Below are 25,479 nucleotides of genomic sequence, written 5' to 3'. Positions count from 1 at the left end.
GCGCTTGTCCCGCCCAGATAATAGGTATCATGGCCAGAATGACCGTCAACCGAAAGCCGTTTTGCGCCCATGTTTACCCTGTTTCGCTGGCTCGTCTATATTCTGTCCGGTCTGCTGGCATTGACTGCACTGGTGGCGCTGGCAATCTATTTTTTCCTGTCGCGGTCCTTACCCGATTATAACGAGGATTTCACCCTTGACGGGCTGACCGCCCCGGTCGAAATCCTGCGCAATACCCACAATGTGCCGCATGTTTTTGGCGAAACCGATCGCGATGTGTTTTTTGGCCTGGGTTTTGTACACGCGCAGGACAGATTGTGGCAGATGCAGATATTGCGGCGCACAGCGCAGGGGCGCTTGTCGGAAATGTTCGGTCGCCGCACATTGCGCACCGATGAACTGATGCGCAGGCTAGACATCTACGGGCTGGCGCGCGCGTCCTTCGATGTGCAGGACACCGCGACCCAGGACGCGCTTCGCGCCTATGCCGACGGGGTGAATGCCTGGCTGCGGCTGACATCGGACCGCGCGCGCGGGCGTGGCGCGCCGGAATTCTTCATGTTCAGGACGGAAACACCGCTATGGCAACCGGCGGATTCACTGGCCATCCTGAAACTGCTGTCGGTGCAACTGAATTCACAGATATCCACCGAAGTGCTGCGCGCGCGCGCATCGAGCTTGCTGGACAACGACCGCCTGCGCGATCTGATGCCGGATGCGCCCGGCGCAGGCTTGGCCGAAGTGCCCGAATATTCCAGTCTGTTTCCGGGCCTGCCCGTCGCAACACAGGTTGCTGTATTTGACGACCCCCTCTCGCCCATCCGGCCCTATACATTGGCGGGGGCGTCCAACAGTTTTGCCGCAGCGCCCGCACGTGCTGCAGGCGATGGCGCGTTGCTGGCGAATGACCCCCATCTGGAACTGACCGCGCCCGCGCTTATGTATCTTGCCCGTATCGAACTGATATCCGGCGGGGTAATCGGTGCTACAATTCCGGGGATTCCGGCCATCCTGTCAGGCCGTTCAAACGCGCTGGGTTGGGGCATCACATCGGCCTATGTCGATGATACCGATGTGTTCATCGAACAGCTGAATCCCGACGACCCCGCGCAATACCGCACCCCCGATGGCTGGGCCGAATTTGAAACCCGCGGTTCCATCATCCGGGTCAAGGACGAAGACCCGCTGACCCTGACATTGCGCTGGTCCGAAAACGGCCCGGTCCTGTCGGGGGCACTTTATGATCTGGGCACCGTCACCCCGCCGGGGCATGTGGCCAGCATTGGCTGGACCGCCCTGACCGCTGAAGACACAACCATGACTGCCGCAATCCGCCTGATGCAGGCGCAAACGATGGAAGCGGCTATTGATGCGGGTGAATTATTCGTGGCCCCGGCACAAAACCTGATGCTGGCCACCCGCGACCGCGTGGCCATGCAGACAATCGGCCATCTGCCACGCCGCAATGCCGATCATCAGACGCAAGGGCGCATGCCTGCACCGGGCTGGCATGCGGAAAACCGCTGGCTGGGCACCTTGCCCTATTCATCCAATCCGCGCTTTCTGGACCCCGAAAGCGGTATTCTGGGCAACACCAACAACAAGATTCTTGACCGCCCCTTTCCGCTGCATGTCAGCCATGACTGGGGCGATACGCAGCGCATCACCCGCTTTCTGCATCTGATGCGTGCGCGCAACGTCCATACCCGCGACAGTTTTATCGAAGCGCAACTGGACACTGTCAGTCCCGCCGCGCGTTTGCTGCTGCCGCTGGTTGCAGCCGATCTGTGGTTCTCTGGCGAGGCGGCGCCTGCGGGCACCCGCGCCCATCTGCGCCAGCGTGCGCTAAGCCTGCTGGCCGACTGGAACGGCGAGATGAACGAACATCTGCCCGAACCCCTGATCTATTCCGCATGGATGCGCGCGTTGCAGACCCGCCTTATCCGCGACGAGCTGGGACCGCTGGAAGACGCCTTCACGCATGTCAATCCCGACTTCATTGAACGGGTGTTCCGCAACACGAACGGCGCGGGCGAATGGTGCAATGTGGTGCAATCCTCGGTGCAGGAAACTTGCACGGATATGGCGCTTCTGTCACTGGATGAAGCACTGCTGCGCCTGACCGAACGCTATGGCACATCCGTTGAAAGCTGGCGTTGGGGTGACGCCCATACCGCCACCCACCGGCACACGGTGCTGGGGAATGCGCCGGGCCTGCGCGCCTTCGTCAATATCCGGCAATCTACATCAGGCGGCGATCACACACTGATGCGCGCCCGCACATCGGGGCGGGACCCTGAACCCTTCGCCAATGTCCATGCCGCAGTTTACCGCGCTGTCTATGATTTTGCTGATCCCGAAAGCTCGGTCTTTATCCTGTCCACGGGTCAGTCAGGGCACCCACTGTCGCGCCATTATGACGATCTGGGCGAGTTATGGCGGCGTGGCGAATATATTCCCATGACACTGGACCCCGAACTGGCGCGCGGCGGCGCGGTGGGGCAGACGCATCTGTACCCGAATTAATAGCAGGTTGACCCTGCCGACACTAAACCTTCAGTTGTAAAGTCGCAACAATCCGGGTCGATGGTATAACTTGACGCAAAGTCAGATGTGACAGACCGGTGAATAAGGTGTTTACTTGATGCGAGCGGGTGAGAGGAGACACCCTGCCGGAAAGAAGGAGGAGTTTTCCGTGCGCAATTACATCGCAGCAGGTCTTGTGGCCCTTGGCGCGAGCCCCGCAGTCGCAGGCGGCATCGAACGCAACCCGCAATCCATGAATATTTTGTTTCAACAGGGGCGATATGTGGAAGTGGGTGCGACTTATGGCGCACCGCGCGTCAGCGGCAACGCACCGGGCGCCACCGGTAATATCGCGCGCAATTTCTTTACCGGGTCGATTTCCTATAAGGCGGATATCAACGAGCAATGGTCCTATGCCATTATCCTTGACCAGCCTTTCGGGGCAGATGTCATGTATCCGACAGGAACAGCGGCAATTCTGACCGGGGCAACCGGCAAGATCAGCAATACCAGCCTGACAGGTATTCTGCGCTACAAGTTCGGCAACGGCTTCAGCGCGCATGCCGGGCTGCGGTCATCCTGGACAAGCGGTTCTGTCAACCTTCCTGCTTTCGCTTACACGATGTCCACCAATACAGATCAGGCTTGGGGCTATCTGGTGGGTGTAGCGTATGAAAAGCCGGAAATCGCAATGCGTGTGGCGCTGACCTATCAGTCCGCAATCAAGCACAGCTTCCGGGCCACTGAAACCGGCCCTGGTGCATTCCCGCAGGCATCGACACGGTTTACAACCAAGATGCCTGAATCCCTGAACCTTGAATTCCAGACAGGGGTTGCAGAGGACACGTTGGTTTTCGGGTCCGTCCGGTATGTCAAATGGAAAGATTTCGACATCACCCCGCCGCAGTTCAACATGGCGACAGGCAGTTCACTGGTCGCATACCAGAAGAATTCCATGACCTATACGCTGGGTGTCGGTCGGCGGTTCAACGAAAACTGGTCCGGGTCGCTGTCGCTGTCCCATGATACCGGCAATGGCAACCCGACCAGCAACCTTGGCCCGACCGGCAAGCGTACATCCATTGGGGTCGGTGCATCCTACACGCTTGACGCCATGACCATCAGCGGCGGCATTCAATACACCAAGCTGGGCAGTGCAACGACGGTCCCGCCCATTGGCGGCCAGTTCGGCAAGAATTCCGCCATCGGCGCGGGTATCCGTGTGGGTTTCCGTTTCTGACATCGGAACGCATGATCAGACCAAGGCCCTGCCGCACCCCGCGGCGGGGCCTTTTTGATGTGGCATTGACCCCGCCTGCACCAGTAGATAGGCAGTGTCACCACATTGCGACCAAGGACCGCGCGCCCATGCTTTACCCCAACGCCCGGATATGGCGAAATGCCCCTGCAAAGCGCGTCATGCTGTTTGGCATGTCCGGACTTGGCAAAACACATCTGTCCAAATTGCTGCGCGACGCGGGCGACTGGTTCCACTATTCTGTCGATTATCGGATCGGCACGCGCTATATGGGCGAATTCATTGCCGATAATTTCAAGCGCGAGGCAATGAAAGTACCGCTGCTGCGCGAATTGCTGCTGTCGGATTCGGTCTATATCAGTTCCAATATCACCTTCGAAAATCTGGCGCCGCTATCCACCTATCTAGGTAAACCGGGTAACCCCGATCTGGGCGGCCTGCCTTTCCACGACTACATGACTCGACAGGACCAGCACCGCGCCGCCGAAATTGCGGCCCTGTCGGATACGCCGCATTTCATCGCCCGCGCCGGCGAACTTTACGGCTATGCGAATTTCATCTGCGACACTGGCGGATCAATCTGCGAGGTGATCGATCCCGATGACCCGCAAGACCCGCTGATGTCGCGTCTGGCGGAACATGTGCTGCCGGTCTGGATCAAGGGGTCTGACGCACATACGGCTGAACTGATCCGCCGTTTTGACCGCGCGCCGAAGCCCATGTATTACCAGCCGGATTTTCTGCACGATGCATGGACAGCCTATCAGGCTGAAACCAATCAGCCCGCCGAGCGTATAGACCCTGATGCTTTCGTGCGCTGGACCTATGCACGCGCACTAGCCCATCGTGCCCCCCGCTACAGCGCCATGGCCGAAAACTGGGGCGTGACTGTCACCGCCGAAGAAGTGGCGCATATTCGCAACGCACCCGGTTTCACCGACCTTATTGCTGAAAAACTGCCTGACTGACCGACTGAGGAACACCCATGCCCATCAAGCTGCCCGCGACGCTGCCTGCCTTCGACGTGTTGTCACGCGAAGGGGTCATGGTCATGTCCGACACCGACGCCGCGCGGCAGGACATCCGCCCTCTGCGCATCGGGCTTCTGAACCTGATGCCAAAGAAAATCCAGACCGAAACCCAGTTTGCGCGCCTGATCGGGTCCACCCCTTTGCAGATTGAACTGTCCCTGATCCGCATGTCCGAACATGAAACAAAGAATACCGCCGCCGAACATATGGCGGAATTCTACCGCCCCTTTCAGGAGGTCAAGTCTGAGCGGTTTGACGGGCTTGTCATTACCGGCGCGCCGATCGAACACCTGCCCTATGAAGACGTGACCTACTGGAATGAACTGACCGAAATTCTGGACTGGACCCAGACCCATGTTCACAACAGTTTCGGCGTTTGCTGGGGCGGCATGGCCATGCTCTGGCATTTCCACGGCATTAACAAACACATGCTGGACGCCAAGGCATTCGGCTGCTTCCGGCACCGCAATCTTGCACCGGCCTCGCCTTATCTGCGGGGATTTTCGGATGACCTGCTGATCCCGGTCAGCCGCTGGACCGAATTGCGCCAACCCGAAATTGACGAAGTAGCCGGGCTGAATACCCTGATCGCATCTGATCAGTCCGGTCCCTGTCTGGTCGAAGATCCCGGACACCGCGCGCTGATGATCTTCAACCATCTCGAATATGACAGCACCACGCTGAAGGATGAATATGACCGCGATGTGGCCGCCGGAAAAGCCATCAATGTGCCGCAGAACTACTATCCCGATGACAATCCCGCGAAAATGCCGCTGAACCGCTGGAGAAGCCACGCGCATCTTCTATATGGTAACTGGATAAACCAGATTTACCAGACAACACCCTATGACCTTGACCTTATCGGCCAGTAGACTTGCGGCACTTGCGTTCAGCGCAATCCTTCTGACGGCATGCATGGGCGTGATCGGGGACCGCATGGCCAATGCCCAGACACAGCCGGAAGGTGCGTTTGTCACCCTGCCCGAAGGGCGCATTCACGCAATCATCCGTGGTCATGGGCCGGATCTGGTGTTGATCCATGGGGCAAACGGCAATGCGCGCGATTTCAGCTTTGGCCTGATCGACCGCATGGCCGCAGATTTCCGCGTGATTGCGCTGGACCGGCCCGGTTTCGGGTTTTCCGATGATTTCGGCGGCCCCGAAGGACCACTTGAACAGGCCGATATCCTGCGCGCCGCAGTCGCTGAACTGGGTGTGGAGCGCCCCATTTTACTGGGTCATTCCTATGGTGGGGCGGTCGCGCTGGCCTGGGCCTTGCGCGCGGGCGATGATGTGGCGGGCCTGACATTGCTGGCACCCGCGTCCCACCCCTGGCCCGGTGATCTGGGGTTGTGGTATCGCATCAGCGCATCGGCATTGGGGCGCAATATCGTATTGCCACTGGTGGCGCAGTTCGCGCCAGATTCAGCGGTGACGGCCACATTGGATGGTGTGTTTTCCCCAAATCCCGTGCCTGATGGCTATCTGGATCATCTGGGCCGCGACCTGACCCTGCGCGCCGACCAGCTTGCGCTGAATGCGCGGCAGGTCAACAGCCTGAAAACATATGTGGATGGCATGGCGCCGGGATACCCCGCACTGACCATACCTATAGAGGTGGTGCATGGCACATCAGATGAAACCGTGGGCATGTCCATACATTCCGAACGTCTGGAACAAGAGGTCAGTTCAGTAAACCTGACGCGGCTGGAAGGCGTGGGCCATATGCCCCACCATGCCCGCCCCGAAGCTGTCGCAGACGCCATTTTGCGCACCGCACAACGCGCAGGGCTTATCCGATAATCAGGGCGGACACCCCGTCCCAGACCAGTTTCAGCCCCACCAGCGTCACCATCACATACATCAGCGGATAGAACACTTCGGCACGCATGCGTTTTACCACGGCTGCCCCCATCAGGGTGGCCACCACGGCAAGCGGCAGCATCAGCGCGGCAGATACCAGCGTCACGCGGTCAAACTGGCCCAGCGCCGCATAAGGCACAACCTTGATCGCATTGACCACGGCAAAGAATATGACGCTTGTTCCGGTATAAATTTTCGGGTCAAGCCGCAGGGGAAGGACATAGACCTGAAACGGCGGGCCACCTGCATGGGCCACGAAACTGGTGAACCCCGCAACTGTCCCCCAGAAACCGCCCCGCACGCGCCCCTGTCCTTGTGCCGTGCCGCCGGACGGCGCCAGCGCCATGCGCGCCACAAAGCCCAGCGCGACCACGCCCACAATCAACCTGACTAACGCTTCCGACGTGAAGGCAGCCGCCATCCCGCCAATGGCAATGCCCAGCACCGCACCGGGCAACAGGTGGACAAGTGTGGCGCGGTCAAACCAGCCGCGCCATGTCCACAGGCTGACGCCATCCATCATCAGAAGGATCGGCAGCAACAATGCCGCGGCCTGCACCGGCGGCATGACAAGCGCCAGTATCGGCACCCCCAGCAACGCGAATGCCCCGCCAAGCCCGCCCTTGGACAACCCCACAAGAAAGACGGCGGTCAGCGCCGCCGCCAATGTCGGCCAATCGTCGAACAGGGTCATCTGTTCCAGCAGGGTCATATACGGTCAGCCAACCCTGTAGTTCGGACTTTCACGGGTGATCTGCACATCATGCACATGGCTTTCCTTCAACCCGGCATTGGTGATGCGCACGAACTGGCACTTGCTGCGCATATCCGCAACCGTGCCGTTACCAGTATAGCCCATGGCCGCGCGCAAGCCGCCGACCATCTGGTGCAGCACCGCACCGACAGACCCCTTATAGGGCACCTGGCCTTCGATCCCTTCGGGAACCAGCTTGTCGCTGGCGGCATCTTTCTGAAAATAACGATCGGCAGACCCGCGCGCCATCGCGCCCAGACTGCCCATGCCGCGATAGCTTTTGTAGCTGCGACCCTGATACAGGATCACTTCGCCCGGCGCTTCGTCCGTGCCGGCAATCGCGCTGCCCACCATGGCGCAGCTTGCACCTGCCGCGATGGCCTTGGCAAAATCGCCTGACAGTTTGATCCCGCCATCGGCAATAATGGGCACATCGCCCGCTGCCCGCGCACAATCCATGATCGCGGTCAATTGCGGGACACCCACACCGGCCACAATGCGTGTGGTACAGATGGAGCCCGGACCTATGCCCACCTTCACTGCATCCGCGCCCGCATCAATCAGCGCGCGCGTGGCCTCGGCGGTGGCGACATTGCCCGCCACGACCTGCACCGCGTTCGACTGCGCCTTGATGCGTTCCACCGCGCGCGCCACCCCTTCGGAATGACCATGCGCAGTATCAATCACCACCAGATCAACGCCCGCATCGATCAACGCCATCGAACGTTCAAACCCAGCATCCCCGACAGTCGTGGCCGCGGCCACCCGCAGCCGCCCCAGTTCATCCTTGCAGGCAGTGGGGTTCAACACCGCGCGGTCAATGTCGCGCAGCGTCAGCAAACCGGTCAGGCGGCCCTTGTCATCAGTGACCAGAAGTTTTTCGATACGGCGTGCCTGCATCAGGCTGCGCGCTTCCTCTCGGTCGGCAGGTTCGCGCAGCACAGCCAGATTGTCAGCCGTCATCATGACGCGCACCGGCGTCTTGTCATCATTGGCGAAACGCATGTCGCGGTTGGTCACAATGCCCAGCACGCGGCCCATTTCATCCACCACCGGAAAACCGGTAACATTGTAGCGCGCCTGCAATTCCTTGGCATCTGCCAGCGTCTGATCCGGCGTCAGCGTCACAGGGTTATAGACGATACCGGATTCAAACCGCTTCACACGGCGCACTGCATCGGCCTGAGTGTCCGTATCCAGATTGCGGTGAATCACCCCCATCCCGCCAGCCTGCGCCATGGCAATGGCCATGCGGGCTTCGGTCACGGTATCCATGGCCGATGACAGCAGCGGAATGTTCAACCTGATGGATCTGGTGACAAAAGTGGTTGTATCCGCCTGATTTGGCAGAACGCTTGATGCCGCTGGCACCAGAAGCACATCGTCGAAGGTAAGCGCCTCGCGAATCTCCATGACCGGCCTCCTTATGGGTGGATCGCTTGGCAGTTTCCTTTTTCACGTCTTGGCGGGAATGAAAACCCCCTCTCAGGCCTCGGCGGCATTGGTTTTGGCTGCCAGCTTGCCGCCCGGCCAGATTTTCAGAACCCTGTAGGCAATAACAGGCACTGCCACAGTGGCCCCTGCCAGAACCACGCCCGCGCCCAATCCCAGAACGCCCCTGCCGTCAGATACCAGCAGCAATGCCGTCGCAAATGCCGCCAAGGGAAAAGTGAACGCCCCCCAAAGGGGCGAAAACCCGCTTTCGGTCAACCAGCGCAATGAGATCAGAAGTGCGGCAAAAATCACGATGGCCAGTCCAGCGAACCCTTGCGCCACCCCCGGCAATCCCGCGCCATGAGCAACTATCGTGAACAAGCAGGCCGGGGCCAGATGAATGGCCAATAGCGGCCGCAACGGCGCGGGCGGCACGCGGGTGATGATCTGGCGCAGGCTGCCCCCCCAGATGACACCAGCAGGGATCAGCATGGCCCAGAGGATTGCGCGCGCAATATCATGATGTCCCAGCGCGTTGGCCGCCACGCCCCCGATGATGAAGCCCACGAAACTCAGGTGGAAAACAGGCGTCACAACGCGCCCTTCGGGGGGGCTGGTGCGCAGCACATACACCAGCAGCGCAACAAGCCCCAGATGCAGCACGAAGGCACAGATCGCCAGCGCAGTCGCAAAGCCCGGCACAATCTGCGCAAGGCTGGCGGCCAGCAACATCACCGACAGGCTGGCCGCAGCCAGCCCCGCCCGCCCCGGCAGCACGCGCATATCTTCGACCAGCACAGCAGCACGGCGGGCGGGTTTTGCCAGATAGGCCACCAGCGCAAACAGGAACAACAGCGTCACCGCCCCAAGGATCATATCGCCCACGGCCGTTGGCAGGCCGAACACAACTGCCGCTTCACGCCAGCCCAGCCCCAGCCCGAACAGCCCCATGATCGGCGCGAATATCGCAGGCGGTGTGCGCCGCCCGAAACCGGGCTTCGGAACATACAGGGGCGGCGGCATCGGGCGGCGGGGTTGGGTCATGGGCGGTCTTTCAGCCAGGCTGGAACATCTGACCGGCCATCTGGCGGTAATCGTCAAACCGGAAATGGTGGAACATCTGCTCAGCCGGGGTCTTGCGGTAGCCTTTCGTATACAGCCCGAACCGCGAACCCGCCCGTTCGGCGGTTTCCGCATCAGTTTCGCTGTCGCCAATATAGATAATCTCGGGCAGGGTCAGCCCCAGCCCCGTCACCACGGCCAGCAGCGGCGCGGGATCAGGCTTGGCCACATCCAGACTGTCACCGCCAATGACCACATCAAACATGTCTTTCCAACCCAGATACGCAAGCGCCGCCTGCGTGGGCCGCAAGGGTTTATTGGTGCAAAGACCCAGTGCAAGACCATTGCCTCGCAGTTCGGCCAGCATTTCGGGAACATGCGGGTAAATCCGTGTATGTTCATGCGCGCGTTCATAGAAGTACAGAAACTGCGCATGCAGATGTGCCGTGCGCGCAGGCTCGTTCCCGCCGGTCACCGCGTGTTCCATCCGTTCCACGAAAACGCGCGCGCCACGCCCGACAAAACTGCGGGCCTGATCGAAGCTGATATGTGGCAGCCCCTCGCCTTCCAGCACCTGATTTGCCGCAGCGTGAATATCCGGCGCGCTGTCAATCAGCGTGCCATCCAGATCAAAGATAACAGCGCGGATCATACGGCAACCCCGATTGCAGCTTCTGCGGCGGCGCGTATGGCGCGGATATTGTCGCCATATGGGGCGGGGTTCTGTACCGATCCGCCCTTGAACACCGCTGATCCCGCAACCAGCACATCCGCGCCCGCGCGCGCCATGACCGGCGCCGTGTCGGGCGTTATGCCACCATCGATTTCAATATGGATGGGGCGCGCACCGATCAGGGCGCGCAACCGCTGCACCTTGTCGGTCATATCGATAAATTTCTGCCCGCCAAAACCGGGGTTCACGGTCATCACGCAGACCAGGTCAATCATATCCAGCAGGTTTTCAACCCCGTCCAGCCCGGTGCCGGGGTTCAGCGCCAGTCCGGCCTTTGCTCCGCTGCCGCGAATCGCCTGCAAGGTACGGTGAATATGCGGGCCCGCTTCCATATGGGCGGTAATGAAATCCGCGCCCGCCTTCGCAAAGCCCTCGATATACGGGTCCACAGGCGCAATCATGAGATGCACATCCATGACGCCGCGAATATGGGGCCGGATGGCCGCACAAGTGGCAGGGCCGAAGGTGATATTGGGCACGAAATGCCCGTCCATCACATCAACATGCACCCAATCCGCGCCCTGATCTTCAACCGCGCGGCATTCAGCCCCGAAATTGGCGAAATCGGCTGCAAGGATGGATGGCGCAATCTTGATGGCGCGGGAAAAACTCATGGATCAGCACTCCTGAATCGGCTTGTTAACCTGTTCATAGCGCCGCGTGGGGATAAATGCACCCCTTCACATCTGGTCAGAATGCCGCGCATGCAAAGGGGCACCCGCGCTACCGGCCATGCGGGCGGGCAGCTTATGCGCCCGCCAGTTTTGCCAGTCGCGCATCACGCAGGCGCGCAAAATCGTCGCCAGCGTGATAGCTGGACCGGGTCAGCGGCGTGGCTGATACCATCAGGAACCCCTTGCCGAAAGCTGCCTTTTCATAGGCTTTGAATTCATCGGGCGTCACAAACCTGTCCACGCGGTGGTGACGCGGCGTAGGCTGCAGATACTGCCCGATGGTGATGAAATCCACATCCGCCGCGCGCATGTCATCCATGACCTGCAGTACACCCTGCCGGTCCTCGCCCAGGCCCACCATGATACCGGATTTGGTAAACATCGACGGGTCCAGTTCCTTGACGCGCTGCAACAGGCGCAGGGAATGGAAATAACGCGCGCCCGGGCGCACTTCGGGGTAAAGGCCGGGCACGGTTTCCAGATTGTGGTTAAACACATCAGGCCGCGCCCCCACGACGGCTTCCAGCACGGATGGTGCGCATTTCAGGAAATCAGGCGTCAGGATTTCGATCGTCGTGCCGGGGCTGCGGTGGCGCACGGCGCGGATGGTCTGGGCGAAATGCTCTGCCCCGCCATCATCCAGATCATCGCGGTCCACAGATGTGATAACCACATGTTTCAGTCCCAGTTTTTCGACCGCATGGGCCACGCGCCCCGGTTCAAACGCATCCAGCGTATCGGGGCGGCCAGTGGCCACGTTGCAGAATGTGCAACCACGGGTGCAGATTTCGCCCATGATCATCATGGTGGCGTGACCCTGCGACCAGCATTCGCCGACATTGGGGCAGCCTGCTTCTTCGCACACTGTGGTCAGCTTGTGCTCGCGCATGATCTTGTGGGTTTCGGCATATCCCTTGCCGCCGGGTGCCTTGACGCGGATCCAGTCGGGTTTCTTGGGCTGAGCCTGCACCGCGCGGTGGGCTTTTTCCGGGTGGCGCTGGTCAGGCAATTTCAAGTCGCGCAAGGCTTCCCCTCCTCTGGACGCTGCCGGGATTCATCTAGCCCGAATCCGTGGCGAAAACAACGACAACAGTTCAAGCCCGCCATGCGCTGGCTGCATGACGGCATCACACCGGCGGACAACGCAGACGCGCCGCAGCGATCAATTCTTCGCCCGCCGCACATAAATATACGCCAAGATCGTCAAACCATGCCCCCTGATCAGATGATGCACGACGCAACAGCGCAATCTGGCGGAAGGGTTCAGGCCGCGCAAACCGCCGCAGAACGATTCCCTGCCCGCCTGCCGCCTCGGCACGCACCGCCAGTTCCGGCAGCAATGTCAGGCCAAACCCCTGCGCAACCAGCCCACATAACGTGGACAGCGTTGACGCACCCAGATCAAGCCGCGTCTGGCGTCGGTCAATGGCGCAGACAGCCAGCGCCTGATCCGCCAGACAATGGCCATCATCCAACAACAGCAGATGATCGGGGTTCAATGCTGTCGGTTCCAGGGCGCGGTGCCCCGGGTCCGGACCGCCAAGCCGCCCTTGCGAGCCCGCCAGCAAGAACCGGTCCTGAAACAGCGGGGAAATGACCAGATCAGGGGCCGCAACGGGATCGGCCAGAACAACCGCATCCAACCGCCCTTCGCGCAGTGCAGCCAGCAGGTCGCTGGTTTGCGCTTCACGCAGGCGCAGGTCGCGGGTAATATCACCCGCGCGCAGCCGCGCCAGCATTCCGGGCAACAGATAGGGCGCGATGGTCGGAATCATGCCCAGCGTCAGTGCCGCCTGCAACCCCTGCCGCCGCGCCGAGCTTTCCAGTTCCATCGTTTCCGACAGGATGCGTTCCGCACGCGCCAGAACTTCGCGCCCTGCGCGTGTCAGGCGCACATCACGCGGCAATCGTTCCACCAGCGCCACGCCAAGAATGGCTTCCAGTTCCTTGATCTGCATTGATAGCGCGGGCTGGCTGACATTGGCCAGTTCCGCCGCGCGCCCGAAATTCCGGGCCTGCGCCAATGCGCGAAAATAGGACAATTGCCGGAGCGTAATCTTCATATTCCTGTCCTAACGCAGACGGCAACGGCAGGGAAGTATATGCCGACTGATGATTCGCATATGGGCCACACGCGGCGCTTCCGCCCCGTTTCCAAGGCTGGTGCGTTCCCGAACCGGCACCAAAGTTCGGATGACTAAGGGATTGTTTCCAAACGACAGAGTAGCTCAGGATAGTTAACAGAAAATTATGATGCATGCCATGGTTCGGGGGTGTTCCGGACGACATGCGGCAATCGCCTGCCTTATGTTGTTTTTCTGGAATTTCTAATGCCCTGATGCGCACCATGTCCGCCAATACAGCGCAACCGAAGAAATGGCGTTGCCCCACCAGAAATCTCGCGGGCATGCTGATCACCGGAATTATGGCCCTGCATGGTCAATATCCGCGAAATAATGGAGAACGGAAATGTCTAAAATCTTCACCTATCAGGAAAACGGCCTGTCTTATACCGTCACCATTTACGAGGAAAACGGAATCATCAAGGCCGACATTACCGTGACCGAAGGGTCTATGGATGTGAACGCCGTGTATTTCGGTGATGACGACTTCTCTGGTGACAGCGCTGGATTGAGCGGGCCGCTGAACATGAATGGCAGTGGCTCCAGCTTTGAAGGTGAAACGGTGCAATGGGACGACGCTATCGCCCTGAGCCGTCCGGGATTGGGGTCCGAGGGCACCGACAAGGACACCTTCCTGCAGGCAGGCGACACAATGACCATTGATCTGGATGGTGTGGACAGCATTGATGACATTGATTTCTTTGGTATCCGCGCAACTTCGGTGAACGGGGGCGATTCTATCAAGGCAGTTTCGGGGAACCCGGAAACCGTTGATGATGACAACGGTGATGACGACGATGCTGCGACCTATGAAAAGGTTTTCTTCGTTCTGAATTCCGATGCCAGCAGTGGCAATATCTATGAATGGGATAACTTTGATCCCGAAATGCTGGAAGCCGCAGGCCTTGAACCGGATGCCGAAGGAACATTCGCCAATTACGTCGCCGTGTTCGAAGATAACGGCTATTTCAGCGTCGATGAGTTGCAGGAAGTCCGGTTTTTCGAAACGAGCGATGAAGGATATCTGCGCGAAATCGAGGAAATGCGTATCGTCGCACCGGAGGGTGGCTTCGCTGATGCCGATGCCCTGATTGCGGCCTATGACGAAATGATCGCAGAAATGTCGGACGATATCAGCATGGACGGTCTGATGGTCGCGATGAGCGCAGATGAGGAGGCCGACATCCCCGCATCAGAAGATGATGACGAGGAGGATGCGGCAGTTTCGGTAATGTGACACAATAATGCTGGTCTATGTCATGCCGGGCCGACAGGTCCGGCATGTTTCTTGGACGGTACTATGTAGCTTACCCCTGCGCCTTCAATGCGAGATCTGACGCAATGGCGAACGCGCCGCGCACACGTTCCTTTTCGGTGCTCCAGTCTCGGCGCACCACAATCTTGTTGTCGCGGATTTTCGCCAGGCCGCGCTGATCATTGACGAATTCCACCAACCCTGCGGGATTGGCGAATTTGTCGTTATGGAACTGGATCGTGGCACCCTTTGGCCCGGCATCCAGTTTCGCGATGCCTGCACGTTTGCATTCAGCCTTGATACGCATGACTACCAGAAGCGTGTTCACTTCGCGCGGAAGCTTGCCGAACCGGTCAATGAGTTCGGCAGCGAACCCTTCCAGATCGACTTTGTTGGTCAGCCCCGACAACCGCCGGTAAAGACCCAGCCGCACATCCAGATCGGGTACATAGTCATCAGGTATCAGGACCGGAACGCCCAGATTGATTTGTGGTGCCCATTGGCCATCCAGATCAGACACATCCGCGATTTCACCCGAGCGGATCTTTGCAATCGTTTCTTCCAGCATCTGCTGATACAGTTCATACCCAACTTCATTGATATGGCCGGATTGTTCTTCACCCAGAATATTGCCTGCGCCGCGCAGGTCCATGTCATGGCTGGCCAGGTTGAACCCCGCGCCAAGGCTGTCAAGGCTGGCCAACAGGCGCAGCCGTTTCTGCGCCTGTGGGGTCAGTGGCGCGCGCGGTTTGGTGGTCAGGAAGCAATAGGCCCGCGTCTTGGCCCGCCCGACCCGGCCGCGTATCTGATACAGTTGCGACAGCCCGAACATATCGGCACGATGCACAATCATCGTATTCGCGCGCGGAATATCAAGGCCGGATTCAACGATACTGGTCGCCACGAGAACATCATATCTGCCGTCATAAAACGCATTCATCCGGTCATCCAGTTCACCCGCCGCCATCTGGCCATTCGCGGTGACATAGCTGATTTCAGGCACCTGATTGCGTAGAAACTCTTCCACCTCCGGCAGGTCGGAAATACGTGGCACCACGAAGAACGACTGCCCCCCACGATAATGTTCGCGCAACAATGCCTCGCGCAATGTCACGGTGTCGAATTCGCTGACATAGGTGCGGATTGCCAGCCGGTCCACTGGCGGGGTCTGGATGATGGACAGATCACGCACCCCTGTCAGCGACAATTGCAAAGTGCGCGGGATGGGCGTTGCGGTCAGTGTCAGGACATGCACATCGCTGCGCAATTCCTTCAGGCGTTCCTTGTGGTTCACGCCGAAATGCTGTTCCTCATCAATGATCAGCAGGCCCAGATTGGCGAATTTCACCCCCTTGGCCAGCAGCGCATGGGTGCCGATGCAAATATCAACGCTGCCCTTGGTCAACCCTTCGCGGGTGGTGTTGGCATCCTTGGCAGACACGAAACGCGACAGCGGTTTGACCGTAATGGGAAAACCGCGAAAACGGTCTGCGAAGGTCTTGAAATGCTGGCGGGCCAGCAGCGTTGTCGGCGCAATGACGGCCACCTGCACCCCTGACATGGCCGCGATAAAGGCCGCGCGCATCGCCACTTCGGTCTTGCCGAAACCCACATCGCCCACCACCAGCCGGTCCATGGGGCGGCCGCTGTCGAAATCATCCAGCACATCCTCGATCGCGCGCAACTGGTCATCGGTTTCAGCATAGGGGAAGCGGGCCAGAAATTCCTCCCACATGCCGTCCGACGCGCTGAACCGGGGCGCGCTTCGCAACTGGCGTTCGGCGGCTATACGGATCAGCTTGTCGGCAATCTCGCGGATACGTTGTTTCAGCCGCGCTTTCTTGGCCTGCCATGCCCCGCCGCCAAGCCGGTCCAGCAGCCCTTCTTCATGGCCATAGCGCGACAGAAGTTCGATATTTTCCACTGGCAGGAACAACCGATCCCCGCCTGCATATTCCAGCGCAATGCATTCATGCGGCGCGCCCATCGCAGTGATAGTCTCCAACCCCGTATACCGCCCCACACCATGATCGACATGCACGATCAGGTCACCGGGTGACAGGCTTTGCGCTTCGGTCAGGAAATTCTCGGCGCGCTTGCGCCGCTTGGCCCGCCCGACCAACCGTTCGCCCAGCACATCCTGTTCGGAAATCACTGTCAGGTCCGGCGTTTCAAACCCCTGATCCAGCGGCCAGACAGTCAGGAACAGCCGCCCTTTCGGTGCTGTTCCCATGTCGCGCACTGTGCTGATATTCTGCGCGCGCCCTGCACCGTGATCTTCCAGCAGGCCAGACAGGCGTTCGCGCGCACCGTCGGAATGGCTGGCAATCACCACATCGCCCTGCTTTCGCCGGTCATTGACATGCGCGGCCAGCGCGTCAAACACATTGGCTTCGGCCTGCCGTTCGGGTGCAAAGCTGCGCCCCATCCGCCCGCCTGCATCCAGAACGCCCGGCCCCGGCGCAGTTTTCGTCGGCTGCAACTGGATAACACGCCGCGATGACAGGGACCGCGCCCACGCGGCCTCATCCAGATATAGCAGTCCGGGGGGGCAGGGTTTATAAACGGTATCCAGACGTTTGCGGTCGGCCATCGCTTCGCGCCGGGCATCATACTGGTCCGCGATCCCTTCCCAGCGCGATGCGCGCGCGGGCGCAATCTGGTCATCCAGCATGACAGATGCATCTGGCAGATAGTCAAACAGCGTTTCCATGCGGGCATGAAAAAATGGCAGCCAGTGTTCCATCCCCTGATGTTTCCGCCCCGCGCTGACCGCTTCATAAAGCGGGTCATCGCTGCCCGCCGCGCCGAATTCGATGCGGTAATTCTGCCGGAAACGGGTAATCGCGGCATCATCTAGAATAATCTCGGACACTGGGGCAAATTCCACCACATCCAGCTTTTCCAGACTGCGCTGCGTGGCAGGGTCAAAGCGGCGCGCGGCCTCCAGTACATCGCCGAACATGTCCAGCCGTACTGGTCCCAGATCACCGGGGGGATAGATATCTATAATACCGCCGCGAATGGCATAATCGCCCGGTTCGGTGACAGTGGGGGCCTGTGTGAACCCCATGCGCACCAGCCAGCCCCGCAAGGCAGATTCGTCAATCCGCCGCCCGACCTGCGCCACAAATGACGCGCCCGCCACCACATCACGCGCGGGCACTGCCTGCATCACCGCCGACAACGTACTTAGCAGCACAAATGGCCCCGGCACCCCATGGGCCAGGGCTGCCAGTGTGGCCATGCGTGCGCTGGACACATCCGCATTGGGCGACACGCGGTCATATGGCAGGCAATCCCATGCTGGAAAGCGCAGCACAGTGGTTTCAGGCGCAAAAAAGGCCAACGCACGTGCCATCGCCTCGGCGCGTTTGTCATCGCGCGCGACATGCAGCAAGGGCGCGCCGGACTTACCCAGTTCGCGCGCCAGCAACAGTGCGTCAAAACCTTCGGGCGCTCCGCCCAGCGTGATATGAGAATGGCTCTGTGTCATCGCACCTGACCTACCCCGCGGTGATCCGGTGTCAATGCCTGAAATGTCGCCCCGCACGACAACAGGCCGCTGAAATTGCCCAGGAAAGGGGCGCGTTGGTATCGCGCGTGCGGGTCATCCCGGCAAGGGGCCTGCACGAGTACCGCCGGTTCTTCCCTTCATCCGCTCAGCAAGGGCCATGGCAGCGTCAGCCCGGCGGAGGGGGGGGACAAGGTGTCGGGGATCTTGAAGATCCTCTTGGTCGAGGGTCATCAGACCGGCCCCGTGCCGCCCCTTACCGAAACAGCGTCCCGTGCGCGAATAGACGCGCACAGACTATGGCAGTTCCGCCAGTACGTGCTTGCGCGAACTGGCGTCAGGCGCGCGACCGCCGACCGCCACGCCGCCCGCCGGTGCGCGCGCCTGCATCCATCGCGGCTTTTGACGCTTCGGCGAAGCTGACACCATCCTTCACAGCTTCCAGAACCTTGGACAACCCGATCCATGCGCCGCCATTTGCGTCATGGTTCATAAGCAGGTTTGCGGCGCGGATGGCCTCCATTTCGACGGATCGCACAGGATTCATGATCGCGCTGGTCATGCCTGCACCGATCGCCATAGGCAGAAACGCCGCGTTAATACCATGCCGGTTGGGCAGGCCAAAGCTGATATTGGACGCGCCACACGTCGTGTTCACACCCAGTTCTTCGCGCAGACGCCGCACCAGTGAAAACACCTGTTGCCCCGCGGTCGCCATGGCCCCGATTGGCATGACCAGCGGGTCCACAACAATGTCATGCGCCGGAATGCCGAAATCCGCAGCACGTTCGACAATCTTTTTCGCCACGGCGAACCGTACTTCGGGGTCTTCGGATATGCCGGTATCATCATTGGAAATCGCCACAACCGGCACATTGTATTTCTTGACCAGCGGCAGCACCAGTTCCAGCCGTTCCTCTTCACCAGTGACGGAATTCAACAGCGGGCGTCCATAGGCAGCCTGCAAGCCCTGCTCCAGCGCGCCGGGGACCGAACTGTCGATGCAAAGCGGCACATCCACCACGGCCTGAACCCGTTCAATCAGGGCTTTCATCAACATTGGTTCAACGAAATTATTGTCCGCATAACGCGGGTCTGCGGCCATCTTGTTGGTAAAGACAGCACCCGAATTCACATCAAGTACCGTCGCGCCACAAGCAACCTGTTCCAGCGCGTCCCATTCAACGGTCGAGAAATCGTCCCGTTCCAGTTCCGCCGCCAGCTTCTTGCGGCCTGTGGGGTTTATGCGCTCACCAATCACGCAAAATGGCTCGTCAAAGCCGATGACAACAGTCTTGGTTGCGGATTCAAGGACAGTGCGGGTCATGATCTCTCCGGAAAAAAGGGGCGGTCAGTGTTGCGCCGGTTGGGCGGCGGCCCCACCATTGGCGATATTCCAGTCGGCATTGGCCTTGATCCCGCCAAGCGGGAAGAAATGCAGGCGTTCCACGGCGAAATCAGGGTTTGCGGCCTTGTGCGCGGCCAGTTCCCCGACCAGTTCTGTCGGTTCAAACGGCAGCAACAGCTTCGACACATCCTTGGCGCGTTTTTGCAGCACGCGCAGCGACGGGCCGACACCGCAGGCAATGGCGAATTTGATAAGCGTCTGCAATTTCGCAGGCCCGGCAACACCCAGATGCACCGGCAGCGTGATGCCCTGATCGCGCAAATCCTGCGCCCATGCTATAACCGGTTTTGCCTCGAATGCGAATTGGGTGACAATGGCCATCTTCACGCCTGCTTCGCGCGCATAACCCTGCTTCCAGCGCAAGGCATCCAGAATGACACGCTGGCCGCCATCGGGGTCAATATCGCGGTTGCCTTCGGGATGGCCGGCCACATGCAGCCGGGTGAACCCGTCGAACAAGCCGGTTTCCAGCATTTGCATGGAATTGTCATAATCGCCTTTCGGCGTGCTGACTCCGCCACCCAGCAACAGCGCCTGCTTCACATCGGCTTCGCCCTGATAACGGGAAATCCAGTCCGTCAGTTCCTGCCTGTCCGCAATGATGCGCGAGGGGAAATGCGGCATCGGTTCCATACCTTCGGCGCGCAGGCGGGCAGCCGTCGCAACCATGTCGGAAATGGGGGTGCCGTCAATATGGGCGATATAGACACGTGTGCCGACTGGCAGAATGGCGCGGAAATCGGCTACCTTCTCGGCTGTGCGCGGCATCACTTCGATGGAATAGCCCTGCATCAGGGCCTCGACTTCGGCAGTGTTCTGCGTGGCCGTGCCGGGTTGCGCGGAGCGACGAAAATTCAAAAGCGCCATGATGCTCTCCAGTAAACGGGGGCGGGTCATTCCGGTCAGACCTTCGCTGCCCAGCCGTCATTGACGATCAGCAGCTTCAGCCTGTCTGCGTCATACTGCGCTTCCAGCTGAGCTGCGGTGGATTTCGCGACATCTTCGTCGCTTCCAGCGACCTCGATGGGGGGGGCTTTGCGCCATTCCGCCAGATAGGCATCCGCATCCTTTGCGCCCACTTTCATGGCGCAGCGGTCAATCGCCTGTTCAAAGCGTTCGGAAAGCTGAATCTTGTGCGCCTTGCGGCCTTTGCCCACGATCACCTGTGCAGGTATATCGCGCCAGTAAACGATCACAAGCTGTGCCATGTTTTTTTCCTTCCTCCGGCCATTGCCCCCATAGGCCACCGCGCCGCGCGTCTGTCCCGTCTGGTTGCGACCTGCGTCCGCACCGGGCCGACCTGTCAGTCCTTCACCGTCCCTGCCGGAAAAACGAGTAGGCGCAGCCGTCATATCTTTCAACCTCATTATGACCCTGCGGGTGAATTACCCGCCCCACCGTGACGCGCAAACACTTGCTTATTCCGGGGCGGTTGATTACGTTCATACCTAACACGATATTGGAGGGCGAAGAATGACGCCCGAGCGTCCCGCAGGCGCGGGCGCTTCCCCGAATTCGACACACGGCGCGGCGCCTGTTGCCGTTGCCCGGAAATCGGCAAAGGCACCGCGCCACCCCAAGTCAAGGTCGCCGCAACTTTATGCGGCACTTGATCTGGGGACGAATAGCTGTCGCATGTTGATTGCCCGTCCCCTCGGCGGGCACTTCGAAGTGGTGGACAGTTTTTCCAAAGCTGTAGAACTTGGAACCGGCCTGAAATCTTCGGGATTGTTATCCTATCATCCGATGCAGCGCACATTGCAGGCATTGCGGATTTGCCGCGCGAAACTGGAACGCCATAATGTGTCGCGCATGCGGCTGGTGGCGACCGAAGCCTGCAGGCGCGCACGGAACAGCCGCGATTTCATCCGCCGCGCCCATGCGGAAACCGGTCTGCGCCTTGACATCATCACCGCCGAAGAAGAAGCGCGCCTCGCCGTGGTGTCCTGCGCATCGCTTGTGGCCGTGGAAACCGAACAGCTTCTGGTGATCGATATTGGCGGGGGGTCAACCGAACTGGTCTGGATCGATCTGTCGCGCGTTGCGCCGGAAAAGCGCCGCAATGCCATCATGGGCATGTATCACGGCGCCTTCAACCGCGATCCGGTGCAGGGTAAACCGCAGGTCATTGACTGGATCAGTGTGCCGCTCGGGGTTGCCACGCTGAAGGATTATTTCGCCGATGTCGATGATGACGCGGCACGGTTTGCGCTGATGAGCTGGTATTTCGAAGAACAGCTTGAAGCCTTCACACCCTATCGCGACCTGAAAGAACACAAGGCCTTTCAGATCATCGGCACATCGGGCACCATTACCACTGTCGCGGCGTCCTATCTGCGGCTGAAACGGTATGACCGGTCCAAGGTTGACGGGCTGGTGATGAATTCAGGGCAGGTGGACAAGGTTATCCGCGAATATCTGGCGCTTGGTCCCATCGGTCGCAGGCAAGACCCCAGCATCGGGCGCGACCGGCACACGCAAATCATGTCCGGTGCCGCGATTTTGACCGCCCTGATGCGCGTCTGGCCGACCGAACGCATGTCGGTTGCCGATCGCGGGTTGCGCGAGGGGCTGCTTTACGCGCAGATGAGCCGCGATGGCGCGCTTGACATGCAAGCCTGACGAAAGGCGCAGGACAAATGAAAACGACAAACACATCCGGTCGCGGCAGCCGCGAACTGAAGGTCAAGGTCAAGACTGCGCGCGGGCGCAAGCTGTCCTCCACCCGATGGCTGGAACGGCAGTTGAACGACCCTTATGTGGCGGCGGCCCGGCGCGATGGTTATCGCGGGCGCGCGGCCTATAAGCTGCTTGAACTCGATGACAAGTATCGCTTCCTTGTGCCAGGTGCGCGGGTTGTCGATCTGGGCTGTGCGCCGGGGGGCTGGCTGCAGGTCGCGGTTGCGCGTGTAAACCCGCTGGGCGAAAAGAAGGGCAAGCGCACTGGCCTTGTGCTGGGGGTGGATTTGCAGGAAGTGGAACCCCTGCCCGGTGCCACGGCCCATGTGCTGGATTTTCTGGACGAAGGCGCGGATGATCAGGTCAAGGAATGGCTGGGCGGGAAGGCTGATGTGGTCTTGTCGGACATGGCAGCGGCGTCCAGCGGGCATAAGCAGACCGACCACATGCGCATCATGGCGCTTTGCGACGCGGCAGCGCATTTCGCTTTTGATGTGCTGGAAGAAGGCGGCACTTTTGTCGCCAAGGTTCTGGCCGGCGGGGCAGAAGGCGATCTGCAGCGCCTGCTGAAGCAGAACTTCAAAAAGGTCGCGAATGTCAAACCGCCTGCCAGCCGGTCCGACAGTTCCGAAAAATATGTTGTGGCCCAAGGGTTTCGCGGGGGACGTGAAAGTGACCCCGAATGAAGGACCGCTTCGCCGCACGCCCCGGCGAACAACGCCTTGACGCGCCATTCGCGATGCATGCCGAAATCACCTTTATCGGTCATATCGAAAGCGACTGGTCGCTGGAGGATTGCCCCAGAAACATCGGGCAAGCCCGCGAGGCCGGAAAACCGGCCCGTCTGTGGGTTGAACCGCAATTCCGCGCGGGCCTGGATGGCATTGTGACGGGCGATGTGCTGGTGCTGCTTTACTGGATGGATCGCGCGCCGCGCGACCTGATCCGCCAGAAACCGCGCCACCGCGATACACCGACCGGCACATTCAACCTGCGGTCCCCTGCACGGCCCAATCCCATTGGCATGGGCGTTGTCAGGGTTCTGGAACTGGATATCGATGCAGGCCGGATCACGATTGATGCTATAGACACCATCAACGGTACGCCATTGATTGACATCAAACCGCATATTCCGCGTGTCGATCAGTTGCCGGCCTAGTCGCGATGGGGGGCATGTTGAAACTGGTTCTGGTCGCCTTCGCAATCTATGCACTGGTGATCGGGCTTCTGGCCATTTTCCAGACATCCCTGATCTTTCCACGCGCCCTTGTCGGCCCCGCCCCATCCCTGCCCGGCCAGACCGAACGACTGACCCTGCGCAGCGCCGACGGCGATGAACTGCACGGCGTGCGCATACCCGGTCGGCGCAATGATACCGCCCTGCTGCTGGGTTTTGGCGGCAATGCCTGGAACGCAGAAAGTCTGGCGCTGTTTCTGCACCAGCACGCCCCCGACCACCCGGTCGCAACATTCCATTTTCGTGGCTACTCCCCCAGCACCGGCACCCCGTCGGCGCAGGCCCTGCGCGGCGACGCGGTGTTGATCCATGACGTCCTCAGCGACGGTGCGCCGGGGACCATAGCCGTCGGGTTCAGCGTTGGCGCTGGTGCCGCCGCTTATCTGGGCGCGGTGCGCGAGTTGAAGGGGGTGCTACTGGTCACACCGTTTGACAGCCTGCACAATGTGGCGCGGGGCAGCATGCCATGGGTGCCTGTCAGATGGCTTTTGCGCCATGACATGAACCCGCTAAGCGATTTGCGTGACCGCCAGATCCCAGTCGCCATACTGACCGCCACGGGGGATGAGGTCATCCCTCCCGCGCGCAGTGAAGCGCTGATTGCCGGGTTGATGGCGTCAGACAGCGCGCGCCTTCATGTCGCGCGCATTCCGGCGGGGCATAATGACATTTACTCCCATCCGGAATTCAACGCGGCCCTGCGCGCGGCACTGGCCCATATCGCGCGGTAGCGCGGGGAAGATTATGCAGGGCTGGTGTGAAGCAGATGTTTACACACCCCAAAGGCGCGGAGCAAAGGCCGCAAGGCCGCCGCGCCACCGGTGGGCTGTCCCGCGGCCTGCCGGTTTAGCTGATCTCACGCCAAGCCTTTGAGCTTGCGATTGTGCCGCCTGCATAAAGTTAACTTCTCCAGTATGGCACCGGCAGACTCCGGCCCGTCGCAGGCGCGGGCCTGGTGAATATGCCAACACACCCGATGCCCCCGATACAACATTCCGGCCAAATATCCGACAGAACCCGGCGCGGCGCCTTACGGGCGTTGCTCCAGATCGTCGGCCACGGCTTCGGCGCGGGCGGCCAGTTCAGTCAGCGCATCGGTCAGATCCTGTGGCACGACCGGCACTTCAATCTGGCGCGGTTCCGGCATGGGCCGGGCATGCAGGCGTGAGATTTCCTCGCGCAGGGACGCCAGCTCGACCTCTGCAGCCTGCAGCTTGTCTTCAACCCCTGCGGTGCGGTCGGCCAGCATCAATCCCGACATCAGCAACATGCGTTCCGCCGGAACACGGCCAATCTGGTCCAGTAGCGTGCGGGCCTCTGTATCCAGCATTTCGGCAGCGGCCAGAAGGAACCCTTCTTCGCCGGGTTGACAGGCGACCTGAAATTCCTTGTGGCCAATAATGATGGTCTGTTCAGGCATGGTCATCCCCTGTCGCGATCAAGGGTTTCAGTTCCCCAAGCACATCTTCCATTTCAACCATGTCAGCCGCGCGTTCAGCACGCAAGGCTTCAAGTTCAGCCAGCAGCGACCGGTTAATCGCGCTGGGTTCGATGACCTTGGCTTCATGCCCGTCGCGCAACTGGCGATTGGCTTCTATCAGTTTGGTATTCGCCTTTTTCAGGCGCAGCATTTCCAGACTTTGCAAATCAAGCTGTTCGGTCATGCGGGCGAGTCGGCGTTCCAGCGTGGTAAAGGAACTTTCCTGCCGCTGGCGCACAGCATTGACCCGTTCGGTCAGTTGTGCAGTTCTGGCGCGCTCTGCCTCCAGCTGGGCATTCAGTTGCGCCACATCCTGCGGCGTCTGCGCAACCGCAACGGGCGTGGCGCGCACGGCGTCCACATTACGCGAAATCCGGTCGAGCGCGCGGCTGATGCGCTGCTCCAGATTTTTTATATCGCTCATATATGTCCTGCTTTCTGTCGCCCT

Annotated in this window: 23 protein-coding genes; 10 read left to right on the top strand and 13 right to left on the bottom strand. The window is 60.1% G+C overall.

What is annotated here, in order from left to right; translation table 11 throughout:
* Window positions 1–69 precede the first annotated feature (69 nt).
* From PUT78_RS15550 to PUT78_RS15530, 5 genes are all read left to right on the top strand, one after another.
* Window positions 70–2,526 (top strand): penicillin acylase family protein, encoded by a 2,457-nt coding sequence (locus tag PUT78_RS15550; protein WP_274353193.1) that lies wholly within the window; start codon window positions 70–72, stop codon window positions 2,524–2,526.
* Between the two features lie 169 nt (window positions 2,527–2,695).
* Window positions 2,696–3,766, top strand: coding sequence for an OmpP1/FadL family transporter (locus PUT78_RS15545; RefSeq protein ID WP_274353192.1), 1,071 nt, complete (start codon window positions 2,696–2,698; stop codon window positions 3,764–3,766).
* A 128-nt stretch (window positions 3,767–3,894) separates the two neighbouring features.
* Window positions 3,895–4,752, top strand: a complete 858-nt coding sequence (locus tag PUT78_RS15540; protein WP_274353191.1) for an ATPase — start codon at window positions 3,895–3,897, stop codon at window positions 4,750–4,752.
* 17 nt (window positions 4,753–4,769) lie between these two features.
* Window positions 4,770–5,687 (top strand): homoserine O-acetyltransferase MetA, encoded by a 918-nt coding sequence (gene metA / locus PUT78_RS15535; protein WP_274353190.1) that lies wholly within the window; start codon window positions 4,770–4,772, stop codon window positions 5,685–5,687.
* The gene (locus tag PUT78_RS15530; RefSeq protein ID WP_274353189.1) at window positions 5,662–6,618 is read left to right on the top strand and encodes an alpha/beta fold hydrolase; all 957 of its coding nucleotides are present in this window, start codon (window positions 5,662–5,664) and stop codon (window positions 6,616–6,618) included. Before metA ends, PUT78_RS15530 begins: the two co-directional genes overlap by 26 nt.
* Here the strand turns inward: PUT78_RS15530 and PUT78_RS15525 are convergent.
* The 7 genes from PUT78_RS15525 to PUT78_RS15495 form a co-directional block, all read right to left on the bottom strand.
* Window positions 6,608–7,390 carry a sulfite exporter TauE/SafE family protein gene (locus PUT78_RS15525; RefSeq protein WP_274353188.1) on the bottom strand — a complete coding sequence of 261 codons (783 nt, stop codon included), beginning with the start codon at window positions 7,388–7,390 and terminating at the stop codon, window positions 6,608–6,610. The two genes, PUT78_RS15530 and PUT78_RS15525, sit on opposite strands and share 11 nt — an antisense overlap.
* A gap of 6 nt (window positions 7,391–7,396) precedes the next feature.
* Window positions 7,397–8,845: an IMP dehydrogenase gene (gene guaB, locus PUT78_RS15520; protein WP_274353187.1), complete on the bottom strand. Its 1,449-nt coding sequence runs from the start codon at window positions 8,843–8,845 to the stop codon at window positions 7,397–7,399.
* A gap of 72 nt (window positions 8,846–8,917) precedes the next feature.
* Window positions 8,918–9,910, bottom strand: a complete 993-nt coding sequence (locus PUT78_RS15515) for a TDT family transporter (RefSeq protein ID WP_274353186.1) — start codon at window positions 9,908–9,910, stop codon at window positions 8,918–8,920.
* A gap of 10 nt (window positions 9,911–9,920) precedes the next feature.
* Entirely contained in the window at window positions 9,921–10,580 is a 660-nt protein-coding gene (gph, locus tag PUT78_RS15510; RefSeq protein ID WP_274353185.1) for a phosphoglycolate phosphatase, read from the bottom strand.
* Complete coding sequence (gene rpe, locus PUT78_RS15505; protein ID WP_274353184.1) at window positions 10,577–11,275, bottom strand: ribulose-phosphate 3-epimerase; 699 nt, start codon at window positions 11,273–11,275, stop codon at window positions 10,577–10,579. The genes gph and rpe overlap by 4 nt, the downstream gene beginning before the upstream one ends.
* Window positions 11,276–11,408: 133 nt before the next feature.
* Window positions 11,409–12,359 carry a lipoyl synthase gene (gene lipA, locus PUT78_RS15500; RefSeq protein WP_274353183.1) on the bottom strand — a complete coding sequence of 317 codons (951 nt, stop codon included), beginning with the start codon at window positions 12,357–12,359 and terminating at the stop codon, window positions 11,409–11,411.
* Between the two features lie 103 nt (window positions 12,360–12,462).
* Window positions 12,463–13,398, bottom strand: coding sequence for a hydrogen peroxide-inducible genes activator (locus tag PUT78_RS15495; RefSeq protein WP_274353182.1), 936 nt, complete (start codon window positions 13,396–13,398; stop codon window positions 12,463–12,465).
* A 406-nt stretch (window positions 13,399–13,804) separates the two neighbouring features.
* On the opposite strand from PUT78_RS15495, the gene PUT78_RS15490 reads away from it, so the two are divergent.
* Window positions 13,805–14,695: a hypothetical protein gene (locus PUT78_RS15490; protein ID WP_274353181.1), complete on the top strand. Its 891-nt coding sequence runs from the start codon at window positions 13,805–13,807 to the stop codon at window positions 14,693–14,695.
* A gap of 70 nt (window positions 14,696–14,765) precedes the next feature.
* Here PUT78_RS15490 and mfd read toward each other — a convergent pair whose 3' ends face one another.
* The 4 genes from mfd to PUT78_RS15470 all read right to left on the bottom strand — a co-directional run bounded on the left by mfd (window position 14,766) and on the right by PUT78_RS15470 (window position 20,843).
* On the bottom strand, window positions 14,766–18,209 hold the full coding sequence (mfd, locus tag PUT78_RS15485) for a transcription-repair coupling factor (RefSeq protein WP_274353180.1): 3,444 nt from the start codon (window positions 18,207–18,209) through the stop codon (window positions 14,766–14,768).
* 355 nt (window positions 18,210–18,564) lie between these two features.
* Entirely contained in the window at window positions 18,565–19,554 is a 990-nt protein-coding gene (locus tag PUT78_RS15480; protein ID WP_274353179.1) for a methyltetrahydrofolate cobalamin methyltransferase, read from the bottom strand.
* 24 nt (window positions 19,555–19,578) lie between these two features.
* The gene (locus tag PUT78_RS15475; protein WP_274353178.1) at window positions 19,579–20,502 is read right to left on the bottom strand and encodes a methylenetetrahydrofolate reductase; all 924 of its coding nucleotides are present in this window, start codon (window positions 20,500–20,502) and stop codon (window positions 19,579–19,581) included.
* A 35-nt stretch (window positions 20,503–20,537) separates the two neighbouring features.
* Window positions 20,538–20,843, bottom strand: coding sequence for a virulence factor (locus PUT78_RS15470; protein ID WP_274353177.1), 306 nt, complete (start codon window positions 20,841–20,843; stop codon window positions 20,538–20,540).
* Between the two features lie 265 nt (window positions 20,844–21,108).
* Here PUT78_RS15470 and PUT78_RS15465 point away from each other — a divergent pair, with 265 nt between their 5' ends.
* From PUT78_RS15465 to PUT78_RS15450, 4 genes are read left to right on the top strand one after another with little or no spacing between them, the layout of a single operon-like run.
* Window positions 21,109–22,257 carry a Ppx/GppA phosphatase family protein gene (locus tag PUT78_RS15465; RefSeq protein ID WP_274353176.1) on the top strand — a complete coding sequence of 383 codons (1,149 nt, stop codon included), beginning with the start codon at window positions 21,109–21,111 and terminating at the stop codon, window positions 22,255–22,257.
* 17 nt (window positions 22,258–22,274) lie between these two features.
* Window positions 22,275–23,000 carry an RlmE family RNA methyltransferase gene (locus tag PUT78_RS15460; RefSeq protein ID WP_274353175.1) on the top strand — a complete coding sequence of 242 codons (726 nt, stop codon included), beginning with the start codon at window positions 22,275–22,277 and terminating at the stop codon, window positions 22,998–23,000.
* Window positions 22,997–23,473 carry an SAM-dependent methyltransferase gene (locus PUT78_RS15455; RefSeq protein WP_274353174.1) on the top strand — a complete coding sequence of 159 codons (477 nt, stop codon included), beginning with the start codon at window positions 22,997–22,999 and terminating at the stop codon, window positions 23,471–23,473. The genes PUT78_RS15460 and PUT78_RS15455 overlap by 4 nt, the downstream gene beginning before the upstream one ends.
* Window positions 23,474–23,487: 14 nt before the next feature.
* Window positions 23,488–24,282 carry an alpha/beta hydrolase family protein gene (locus tag PUT78_RS15450; RefSeq protein ID WP_274353173.1) on the top strand — a complete coding sequence of 265 codons (795 nt, stop codon included), beginning with the start codon at window positions 23,488–23,490 and terminating at the stop codon, window positions 24,280–24,282.
* A gap of 299 nt (window positions 24,283–24,581) precedes the next feature.
* Here PUT78_RS15450 and PUT78_RS15445 read toward each other — a convergent pair whose 3' ends face one another.
* The gene (locus PUT78_RS15445; RefSeq protein ID WP_274353172.1) at window positions 24,582–24,971 is read right to left on the bottom strand and encodes a cell division protein ZapA; all 390 of its coding nucleotides are present in this window, start codon (window positions 24,969–24,971) and stop codon (window positions 24,582–24,584) included.
* On the bottom strand, window positions 24,964–25,455 hold the full coding sequence (locus tag PUT78_RS15440) for a hypothetical protein (protein ID WP_274353171.1): 492 nt from the start codon (window positions 25,453–25,455) through the stop codon (window positions 24,964–24,966). Before PUT78_RS15440 ends, PUT78_RS15445 begins: the two co-directional genes overlap by 8 nt.
* Window positions 25,456–25,479 lie beyond the last annotated feature (24 nt).

It is taken from the genome of Roseinatronobacter alkalisoli (genome assembly GCF_028745735.1).
Taxonomy (GTDB): domain Bacteria; phylum Pseudomonadota; class Alphaproteobacteria; order Rhodobacterales; family Rhodobacteraceae; genus Roseinatronobacter; species Roseinatronobacter alkalisoli.
This window is presented reverse-complemented; position numbering and strand designations above follow the sequence as displayed.